The sequence below is a fragment of the Moraxella sp. CTOTU47915 genome (assembly GCF_031986685.1).
GTDB classification, from domain to species: domain Bacteria; phylum Pseudomonadota; class Gammaproteobacteria; order Pseudomonadales; family Moraxellaceae; genus Faucicola; species Faucicola tetraodonis.
The window spans coordinates 24,458-35,295 of record NZ_DAMAAE010000002.1 but is presented as its reverse complement, the minus strand read 5'-3'; the positions used below and the strand labels follow the sequence as shown (position 1 = coordinate 35,295).

Annotated in this window: 7 protein-coding genes; 3 read left to right on the top strand and 4 right to left on the bottom strand. The window is 44.0% G+C overall.

What is annotated here, in order from left to right; genetic code table 11:
• Positions 1-6: 6 nt before the first annotated feature.
• Positions 7-4,596 carry an exodeoxyribonuclease V subunit gamma gene (locus RTL34_RS02390; RefSeq protein WP_312114308.1) on the bottom strand — a complete coding sequence of 1,530 codons (4,590 nt, stop codon included), beginning with the start codon at positions 4,594-4,596 and terminating at the stop codon, positions 7-9.
• Between the two features lie 361 nt (positions 4,597-4,957).
• Between RTL34_RS02390 and RTL34_RS02385 the strand changes: the two genes are divergently transcribed.
• A complete protein-coding gene (locus tag RTL34_RS02385) occupies positions 4,958-5,158 on the top strand; it encodes a hypothetical protein (RefSeq protein WP_076776633.1) in 201 nt (66 codons plus the stop codon).
• A gap of 30 nt (positions 5,159-5,188) precedes the next feature.
• On the opposite strand, the gene RTL34_RS02380 is transcribed toward RTL34_RS02385, so the two are convergent.
• The gene (locus RTL34_RS02380; RefSeq protein WP_312114306.1) at positions 5,189-5,860 is read right to left on the bottom strand and encodes a YoaK family protein; all 672 of its coding nucleotides are present in this window, start codon (positions 5,858-5,860) and stop codon (positions 5,189-5,191) included.
• 187 nt (positions 5,861-6,047) lie between these two features.
• Positions 6,048-6,851: an enoyl-ACP reductase FabI gene (locus tag RTL34_RS02375; RefSeq protein WP_076776629.1), complete on the bottom strand. Its 804-nt coding sequence runs from the start codon at positions 6,849-6,851 to the stop codon at positions 6,048-6,050.
• A gap of 189 nt (positions 6,852-7,040) precedes the next feature.
• Here RTL34_RS02375 and folE point away from each other — a divergent pair, with 189 nt between their 5' ends.
• Together folE and RTL34_RS02365 are read left to right on the top strand one after the other, a co-directional pair.
• On the top strand, positions 7,041-7,619 hold the full coding sequence (gene folE / locus RTL34_RS02370; RefSeq protein WP_060995758.1) for a GTP cyclohydrolase I FolE: 579 nt from the start codon (positions 7,041-7,043) through the stop codon (positions 7,617-7,619).
• 261 nt (positions 7,620-7,880) lie between these two features.
• Complete coding sequence (locus RTL34_RS02365; RefSeq protein ID WP_312114303.1) at positions 7,881-8,939, top strand: NAD(P)H-dependent flavin oxidoreductase; 1,059 nt, start codon at positions 7,881-7,883, stop codon at positions 8,937-8,939.
• Between the two features lie 78 nt (positions 8,940-9,017).
• Here the strand turns inward: RTL34_RS02365 and ggt are convergent, their stop codons facing one another.
• Positions 9,018-10,787, bottom strand: a complete 1,770-nt coding sequence (gene ggt, locus RTL34_RS02360) for a gamma-glutamyltransferase (RefSeq protein ID WP_312114301.1) — start codon at positions 10,785-10,787, stop codon at positions 9,018-9,020.
• Between the last annotated feature and the right edge of the window lie 51 nt (positions 10,788-10,838).

Sequence of the window (10,838 nt, the reverse complement as noted above, 5' to 3'; positions counted from 1 at the left end):
TGCGTGTCATGCTTCAATAAGTTGGTGCAATTCTTTAAGCATAGATAACATAGGCTCATAAATCAGCGCGCCCAGCGTCTGTGCAAACCCAATAACCACCGATGGTTTATAATCGCCGATTAAATGCTGCCAAATCGGGTAGTCAAACTGATTCACATCCACAAAATTAAAATTACTGTCTTTTAGCCAATCACCTAGATGCTGGCTGGCTGGCGCCTCTGGCTGTTTTTGCTGTTTTTGTAAAAATGACAGGCAAAAAGCGGGCGGTACAATGGTTACGACGCTATCAATGAGTTGATACACCATCACAATATCCTGCAAATAACCACAGGCTTGCTCACAAGGGATGGCAGGTAAATACACGGTTTTTTTATTGCTAAACTGCCATAGCGAAAAGCCATCATTCAGCTTTGCTTGTTGAGCCGTGGTGCGGCGAAGTACTTGCCAACATAAATGATGGAGCCAAAATTGTAACAGGTATTTTTCTTTGCCCGAGGTTGGCAAATAATTTAACCAATAGCTGGGATTGTCAGCTGCGGCAACCTTATCTTCAATTGATTGATACGGTTTATATAATGGCAAGTTGGCAGTGATGACCCAGCTTTCTTTACTGTCCATCAGCCCCGCTTGTTTATCCAGCGCCAAGGCGCTAATGGCGATTCGCTGCTCTTCACAGGGGGTCAACGCCGTTGCCACCCAGTGGACGACCTCATCAGTGTTCTGTACATCTAATGCGCCAAATTTGTCTGAATAGAAATTCCCTAATAACTTTGCCTCAGTAGCATCGAGCTGTTGGCTGATGGTTTTTAAGTGATGAACAAAGTCCTGCAAATCTTTTTTGAGTTGTTGCTGATTTTGCTGCAACGATTGGTAGCGGTTCACCCCGGCTGGTAATAACTCATTGATAGCGATGTTGATTGATTCTTGAATGATTGGCTTTTGCGCGTTTGCTGCCAGTTTCATCTCGTTGCTATGAGTATTATGGGTATTATCGCTTTTATCGGACAAGGCTTGGGCAAAAAAAGCATCTAACAAAGATTTACGCAACAACCAGCCATCTAACGCATCCAAGGTTAACGATTCAAACTCGTTATCATTGTCATTTCTATCATTGCCACCACTATCATTATCACCTTGGGCAGCGATAGCAATGTTTTGTGCCTTCACAAAGGCTTTGGCAGGATCGGCTAGATTACCAACGATTTTGCTTAAATTGACATAATGCTGCTGCGACTGTTCAGGCAGGTCGGACAAACGCTGTTTTAGTTGTTGCCACTGCGATAGCCAGTCGGTTAGTTGCTTTGTATCCCAAACTTGCACGATTGGCTGAGTGGACGTGGCTTCTTTATCTTGCAGCGCGGTATAAAGATTGTGCCAGATTTTGGCAGGTGGGTACAGGGCAGTTTTTGACAGCTTGATTTGCTGGTTTAGAGTAGCTGTGGTTTGTTGTAAATCCGCGGATACCCTATCGTCATTAATTTGCTCGGGACTTTGAATACCTTTATCTTTATGCTCGCTTTTTTGCTCGTTTTTTTGCTCAGTTTGCGGCAATTCAAAATAACTTTTATCAAATGGCAAGGCGGCATGATGGGTGACCAAATACGCTTTTACCCATTGTTCAAAGTTGGTTGATGGGGAATTTTGAAAATTATTGCTTAGGCTATTTAAGTCGTTATTGGGATCAAGAATAGCGTCATCACTCGCTATTCGGTTTTGCAAAAAGTCGAGTAATTCCTGTACGGGACTGGCAGGTAAATGCTCGTGGGTATCTGTGGTACTTTTACCATTATAAAATATCCAGCACGCTTGCTTGGCGCACAGCAACGCATCCAAAAACGCGCCTAAATCGTCATCTTCTCGAAATCTGTCACCGCGAATGGGCAATCCTGCCTGCATCAAGTTATAACGGTTTTGCTGCTCTTGCTTTGGAAACTCAGATAAATTTAAATTGAGCATCACCACCAACTTATACGGCAGGCTGCGCACTGAACCGATACGGGCAAAGGTAATCACGCCTGAGGGCTCGGCACTTACTTGCTGATTGATAATCGATTGGGCGATGTTTTCAAGTACAAAAGTGAGTTTAAGTGGCAAATTCTCGGTGTCAATTTGTTGCACGGACTCGGTAGGTGGGTTGGAGTTTTTTGCGGTTTTGCTTGTTACCGTAGCGAGGTATTTGCTATTGGCTTCGATATTTTCTTTTAGGTCATTTTGTGCGGCAAAAATCGCGCGCCACGCATTGGTTTGATTAAATAGGCTAAATTTTTGTTGAATGAGCTTTTCTATTTGGCTTAGCCAGTCAGGCAAGGTTTTAACGTCAGTACCTAGGTGACGATTTTCATCCAACGTTTGATAAATATCACACAGCACAGCGACGATGTCGGCATCTGCCATGGTCAAGTTTGTCAGTGGTACAAACTTCTCTACCACGCCAAAGCTATTGGTATACTCGCCAAAACTGACCACCGTGGCTTTGGGCATCATCACGCCAGCGACCAAGCGCTCAAGCGCATAAGCAAAGGTGTATCGATAGTCATCATCGGCGGCACTTAAGGTTTGCTGCAAATGCAGCTCGTCAAACCCGCGAATAAATCCTGCCTGAGTCAGCAAATCACAAGCACGGGTCATCTGCTCCAAATTAAGCCCAAAGCTTTCATATAGCGGCGCTAGCATCAACCAATCAAATACTTCGCTACGCTGAAACCGAGCGCCCGCACGATTGAGCAGCGTGTAGTACCCTGTAATCGCTTGCCAAAGCAGGTTGATATCTTTTGCCACCACGCCTGTCACTTTGGCGGGCAACTGATAGCCATCACCGCCCACATGTTTGGGGAACGTGGCTTCGATGATGTTTTGGTGGGTTTCGATGTCGGGCAATAATACCAAAATATCTGACAATGCTCGTCTATCCCAAGGATCGGTGGGAATCTGCGCGGGTGTGGCTTGCATATCGCTATAATTTAGCCACCCGATAATCATACTGCGTAGCACTTCAAGCTGGCGCACCATGCTATGACAGACATGAATGGCAATACTGGTATCAAGGGGTTTGGGTCGCCATTTTTCCACGTTTTCAAGTTGCTTATTGGATTCTTGCTTGAGTTTGTCTTTAATGGCTTTGTATAGACCAAGCGTGGATTCAATATCTTTCAGCCCATTACTTTGAATATTGGCAAGCTGCTGCTGCAAAAGCTGGGTTTGCTGCGCGAGGTTTTGGCGGCTATCTTCATTCGCTGCTTTTGCTGCCTTTGCTGCTTTTGTTTCATCGCCTTTCACCAGTTTAAGCATGTCATTGATTTTGGCGGTCGTCGCGACTTCTTCTAGCATCAAGATGTCATGTTGGATAAATTCGAGTAACGTATTGGGCGGTGTGTTATCAAAATCATCTTGCCATAGCACATGCTCATATTCATTACCCGATAAGCTTGCGAGCATGGCAAACACTTCACGCGATTGTTTGCCAAACCGTGACAACAAGGTATGACCATAATCTTTTAGATACCAAGCGTCATGCTTGCTGGCATCGTCTTCCATTTGCATCTGCATGAGCCAGTTTTTATCGACGATATCTGCCCAAAATTGCTCTGATGGGTTAAAGTGTAAAATCGTGACGTCGGTTAATACCCCTAAGCGTTGTAAGTCCAGTAACTCTGTCGGCGGTAACTGCTGCAAAGTAAATAAAAACACGTGCTTTGGTAACTTGCTACGGCTGATATTGCGGATACGGGTGTCTGAATGGTTTAATGCCTGCCAAAACTGATTATGTAACTGCTCGCGAAACCGGTAATCATCATCAAACAGCTGCCGCCATAAAAATCGCTGCGCCGCTTCTAGTTGTTCGTAGTGCTCAACGAGCCAGTCAGGCGTCTCAATGGCGTTGGACGCATCCCGCCCGTTTAAGCGGTTATGCAGCGCATCTTTTTTGGCAATCATGTCACTCACCGCGACAGGCTTGTCTTGCCCCCAATTACTGAGCCACTGCGGGCGATAAGTCATGTAGCGATTGAGCATATTTGCCATATCACTGGCTAGCTGCCAGATGCGTTGATCTTGGGTTTGTAATTCAGCAGATTGGCTAATCACGTCATTAGACAGTAGCGATTGGTTATTCGCCCAGCTCAAACTGTCAATGGTGGCGGGTGTATCAGGTGCAAAACCAGTCGCATTTGGGCTATCTGCTTCTTTATCTTCAACCAACGGCGATAAAAATGGATAAAGCGGATGTTGCGGCTCCTCCACAATCTCTTGTTGGTATTGGGTTAAATAGCCAAAGATTTGCCACTGCATGACGTTTTTGGATAGCATTGCCACTTCCGGCACGTCTAATACATCGTCGTCTTCCGAGATGCGCGCATACGTTCTTAAAACCCGCTGCATCAGACCCAAAAAATAGCGACCCCAAAATTCGGTGGTTACTAAGGTGCTGATGCCTGCCTTATCTGCGACTTGTTTTTTTAACCACTCCCCCATGACTTTAGATGGCACAATCACCTGAAATGGCTCAAAAATTGAGCTTTGATAACTGGGATTTTTGTAAGCCTTTAACAAATGGTCAAATAGCTTATCGATTTTATTACTTTGTACAATCGTTAGCATGCAGTAAATACTCAAGAATTTTTATAGATCGTAAGTGTGTGGCTCAAAAAATTATACAGCAAAAAAATGCACCACCATCACCGCTCAATGAAAAAACCGCCTGAATTGCAACATTCGCGACAGCCAGTGTCGCTAGCATTTTGTCAATCCCCCTAACTTACTTAACAGTTATACAATCCAAAGCATGCAATACACCGCAACAAAGTGATAAACTTATCCCTACATCACTCATGAGTATGTTTTTGGTTACGTTTCATTTTTAAGTATTGTAAGCCATTTGGTTTACTTATAATATTAAGCTTACTAGGTCTAACGTATAAAAGAAAACAACCGTATAAAAGAAAAAAACAAGGAGATGACCATGACAGACAACAATAACGCTAAACCTATCGACAAATCTCAATTAGACAACGCCCAATCTAATGTTGCCAATGAAGCGATGGAAGGCATCAATCGTACCGACATTAACCAAGATAATGCGAGCACTCCTACCTCTAAGGGCTCTGATGAATCGCTACTTGATATGTTACATGAGGCGAAAAAATTCGAAGATGAAGAATAAGAATAAGATAAAATCAAACGGTTAAGGTATTTACTTAGCCGTTTTTTTACGGGTTAATAAATATACTTGATAAGCCAGCGCTGACGATAACACAATCACAATGGGTAACATCAGCGTCATGTATTTATAGTGGATATAGCCCAAAGCACCTAATACCCCGCCCCCGCAAAAGCTATACCATATCATCGCTTGAAACACGAACATTTTCTTATCAATCGGTCTGCCCGCCAGCCAATTACCCAAGGCTGAGCCCATATCTGAGGTCAATCCTGTCAAATGGGTGGTGCGAATCACGGCACCGCTATAGGTCGCGACCATCGAATTTTGCAAGCCGCAAGCCATGGCGGCAAACACCTGCCCCCAAAATGACTGGTAGCTAAATAAAATCAAACTGATGATTAATAAACTTGCTTCAATTAACAAAGCGTTGCCATAGCGCTTACCTTCTTTTAATGCCGTACTACCCACCACAAAGCCACTGATAACTGCCCCAGATAAAAACGATAACAGCACGATACAAACCATTGCCATCTGCTGGTAATGCTGTTCCGCCAATGCTGTAGCAAATAGCGTCACATTGCCCGTTACATGCGAAGCAGATAAGTGCGTGAAGCCGACTAATGCGGTGCTATTGATACAGCCTGCATTAAACGCCAGCACGCAGCCACCCCATAAAATCCACTTGGGTAATTTATTAATCATTATATACCGCCATTTATCAGTCTTTAGCTGATTTGCCCAACATGTTAAGCCTGACAAAAAATGGTAAGCTTAACCAGACGGCTTTGCAATCCCCATCCAAACATCAAGCAAAAAAAGTAAGCAAAAAACAGCAAGCAAAAAAAAGAGCAACCATGGTCGCTCTTTTATCAACATAGCAGTCTAAAAATTAGTCTTCTACCTGCATCATCACTTGTTCAGAGAGTGCCACGGTATTAAAACCTGCATCGACAAATAAAATCTCGCCGGTTATACCAGACGCCCAAGGCGATAACAAGAACATCGCGGCATTGCCGACTTCTTCAATATTGACATTGCGCTGTAGTGGTGACATTTTGGCGTTGGTGTCGAGCATTTTACGGAATGATTTGATACCGCTTGCCGCCAAGGTACGAATCGGACCTGCAGAAATCCCATTGACACGGATACCATCGCTACCCAGAGAGCTGGCAAGGTAGCGAATGCTCGCTTCCAGACTGGCTTTGGCTAGACCCATGACATTGTAGTTTGGCAACACATGAATACTACCTTCATACGTCAAGGTTAACAGTGAGCCTTGGCGTTTTGCCAGCAATTCACGGCTGGCTTTAGCAAGCGCCACAAAGCTGTAGCTACTAATATCATGGGCAATGGCAAAGCCTTCACGGGTGGTCACTTGGGTAAAATCACCATCTAGCTGATCGGCAGGGGCAAAACCAATCGCATGCACGACCCCATCAATGCCATCTGGCCAGTGTGCAGCAACTTGGGCAAAACACGCTTCGATTTCGCTATCTGACGCCACATCACACGCCAATACCTTCTCTGCACCAAAAGTTTCGGCTGCCATATCCACGCGTTTTTTCATTTTTTCATTCGGATAGGTCAAAATTAAACTCGCGCCTTCACGATGTAACGCTTCTGCGATACCCCAAGCAATCGATAATTTACTGGCGATACCGGTAACAACGAAACGCTTCCCTGTTAATAGCATGGTTTTTCCTTATTTTTCAGTGAACGAATATGCACTATAATAGCTCAAAATTAGGGAGTAATTCTAGCAAAAAACCCAAACAAAGCAAATTTAGTGATTTTCATGGCGTTTGTGACAAAAATCGCTTTACAAATAGTGGTAAAGCGTTAAGCTATGCCTATTTTTTTAAACTTAAATGTTATCATGACTATGCCTGCAAATTTTGACGAGATTATCCAACAAAACAGTGATGCCTACCGCACCCTAATTGCATCAACAGGGGAAGACTTAACACGTGAGGGACTACTTAATACCCCAGAACGTGCTGCTAAAGCCTTTAGTTTTTTGACCCAAGGCTATCATCAAGATTTGGTCGAAATTACCAATAACGCGATTTTTCCAACTGACAATAATGAATTGGTTATGGTAAAAAATATCGAGTTTTATTCGATGTGTGAGCATCACATGTTGCCTTTTTATGGCGTGGCCCATGTGGCGTATCTGCCCGATGGCAAAGTGATTGGACTGTCAAAAATGGCACGTATCGTGGATATGTACGCGCGACGTTTGCAAATTCAAGAAAACCTAACCCGCCAAATCGCACAAGCGGTGATGGATATGACAGGGGCGAAGGGCGCGGCGGTGGTGATGGATGCCGCGCATATGTGCATGATGATGCGCGGGGTGATGAAACAAAAATCCGATACCCGCAGTATGTCACTACTGGGCGAATTCAAACACAATACCGACGCAAGACAAGCGCTGTTAATGGCGATTCCAAGCGCCTAATATCTAGACTTGGTACCTAAGCCACTTAATACCTAAACTTAGCGCCTAAATAGTCAACCTAAATTAACTAGTCAAAAAAGCCCCAGTGATGTTACTGGGGCTTTTTTATATTCAGCCGATTTATAACGGGCATGTAGCGGTTTTCCATATAGTGCTTTTCAATGTCATCTATTGGCGATACACTAACATGGTTTTCGATTTTTGCCCTGTGAGCCCATAACATAAAGACAAACACATTAAAACAATAACAAGGAACATAAAATGACCCATCATACCAAGGCAATTAACAGCTTTCTTGACTACGTTAAAGTTCAATTACCGATCATCCAAGCGCCTATGGCAGGTGTCCAAGACAGCAAACTTGCTATCGCTGTCTGCCAAGCAGGCGGACTTGGCTCACTCCCCGGCGCCCTGCTCAGCCTACAAAAAATCGAAAGTGAAATTGCGAGTATCCGTCAAGCGACTGACGCCCCCTTTAATGTCAATTTTTTTGCCCATCAACAACCTGACTATACCCAAGCGATGCAAGAAAAATGGTTGAATACCCTACAAACTTATTATCAACAATTGGGTTTGACCCAAGATGAGATAGCTACGACCGGTGGACGTCAGCCATTTACCCATGAACAAGCAGCGCTATTGGCGGATTTAAAAGTCCCTGTGGTGAGTTTTCATTTTGGGCTACCGGACAAAGCTTTGTTAAATATCGTCAAAAAATCCGGGGCGATTGTGATATCGTCCGCCACCACGCCTGCGGAAGCGCGCTGGTTGCAAGCCAATGGGGCGGATATGATTATCGCGCAGGGATTGGAAGCAGGCGGGCATCGGGGTATGTTTTTAAGCCAAGATGTCACGCTGCAAGCGGGCACTTTTAGCCTACTGCCCAATATCATCCGCTCTGTCAGTTTGCCGGTGATTGCGGCAGGCGGCATCAGCGACAACGCTACCGCACAAGCAGCGTTTGCTATCGGAGCCAGCGCAGTACAAGTAGGTACTGCATTTTTGCTGGCAGATGAGTGTGATACCAAAGACTTTCACCGCAAGGCACTGCAAAGTGAGCGAGCCGAACACACGGCTTTAACCAATCTATTTAGTGGCGGCTTAGCACGCGGGATTGTCAATCGCTTTATGCAAGAAACGGGGTATATTAGCAAGTCTGCACCGCCATTTCCCCATGCATCGTTTGTCAGTAACCCCATTAAAGCCAAAGCCGAAAGTATGGGAAGTGATGAGTTTAGCTCACTGTGGGCAGGGCAAAATGCAAGATTGGCGAAAAGTGGTACAGTAGATAAAATTATTCAAGATTTACTGGGCTACTAATTGCAAAAATAATCTTGATATATTTTGTTAGCAAAAAAAACGTGAGTAGCATCACTCACGTCTTGTTTACTGCACAGTTTAGAAACCTAATGTTTTGCCATCAGGATTTCTTGGGTCAGAATAGCCATAAAACCCAGAACCATCAGCTTGAATAATTTGAATACGTCCCATTGGTGCTTTAGTAACAACTTTATGACCTTTGTCTTGCAACAATTTTATCGTATCAGGACTAATGCCTGCTTCAACTCTAAGCTCATCGGGTAACCATTGGTGATGAACGCGTGGTGTAATTATCGCTTCTGCGGGATTCATTTCATGGTCAATCGTATTAACCACACTTTGCAATACAGTCGTGATGATACGAGCCCCACCTGGGCTACCTGTCACAAGCCAAGGTTTATTATTTTTCATGACAATCGTTGGTGTCATTGAAGAAAGTGGACGTTTTTTTGCTTCAATCGCATTGGCAGCACCGCCCACTAGACCAAACGCATTTGGCACACCGGGTTTCACTGAGAAGTCATCCATTTCATTATTGAGTAAAATCCCTGTGCCTTCTACAACAATGCCACTACCAAAGTTAAGATTTAATGTATAGGTGACAGCAGCGGCATTGCCCGCTTTATCCATGACTGAAAAATGCGTAGTCTGGTCACTTTCATAAGGTTGTGGTTTACCAGGTTTAATGTCTGATGAAAGTCTTGCTTTATTATCATCAATCGTTTTGACCCGTTCATTAGCATATGCTTTCGATGTTAAACCTGTGACAGGGATTTTGACAAAATCCGGGTCGCCCAAATATTCTGAGCGGTCAGCATAGGCTAATTTCATACTCTCTGCCATGTGGTGAATATTTTTGGCACTATTTACCCCATCTTCTTTGATAGGGTAATGCTCAAGCATATTTAATATCTCAATCAAATGTACACCACCCGAACTTGGGGGTGGCATGGTAACAACTTTATAGCCTCGATAATCACCAATAATTGGCTGACGCTCAACAACTTTATAGGCTTTTAAATCTTCAAGTGTCATTGTGCCACCATGTGATTGCATTTCTTTAGCAATTTTTGTGGCGATTTCACCTTGATAAAATGCTTTTGCCCCTTGTTTGGCAATCAAACGCAATGATTTCGCCAAGTCTTTTTGTACCAACAAATCACCAGATTTCAGCGGTTCACCGTTTTTGAAAAAAATCGCTTTGCTAGCTGCCCATTTACCCAGTGTTGATTTTTCTTCTTTTAACGTCTGTGCCAATACATCACTGACAATAAACCCTTTGTCTGCAAGCTTGATTGCAGGCTCAAGCACTTTAGATAATGGCATGGTACCCCATTTTTTTAGCGCGTATTCCATACCAGCTACTGTCCCAGGCACACCTGAAGCGTCATGCGTGAACAATGATTTTCCATCAATAACATTACCTTGACTATCAAGGTACATATCACGGCTGGCTTTGGCTGGCGCAATTTCGCGAAAATCAATGGCAACATCTTTGCCAGTTTTATCATCATGCAACACCATAAAACCACCACCACCAATGTTGCCTGCATTTGGCAAGACGACTGCTAAGGCAAATCCAACCGCGACCGCCGCATCGATAGCATTGCCGCCTTGTTTTAATATATCCAAACCAACTTGCGTCGCTAACCCTTGCTCGGAAGCCACCATACCATTTTTACCATAGACAGGATGAAAGATAGCATTACTGCTATCGTAGCGATTTGCCGCTAACTGGCTAGCATTGGTGGCTGGTTGTGGTAATAGTTTGCTTTGGGCAATGGGTGATATCACCAACATTAAAGCCAATGACAGATTGGTTAAAATCATTTTAGGTTTTAGTCGCATATCCCTATCCTTCTAAATTACTAGTTGATGTTGTAGCAGATACAAATTATA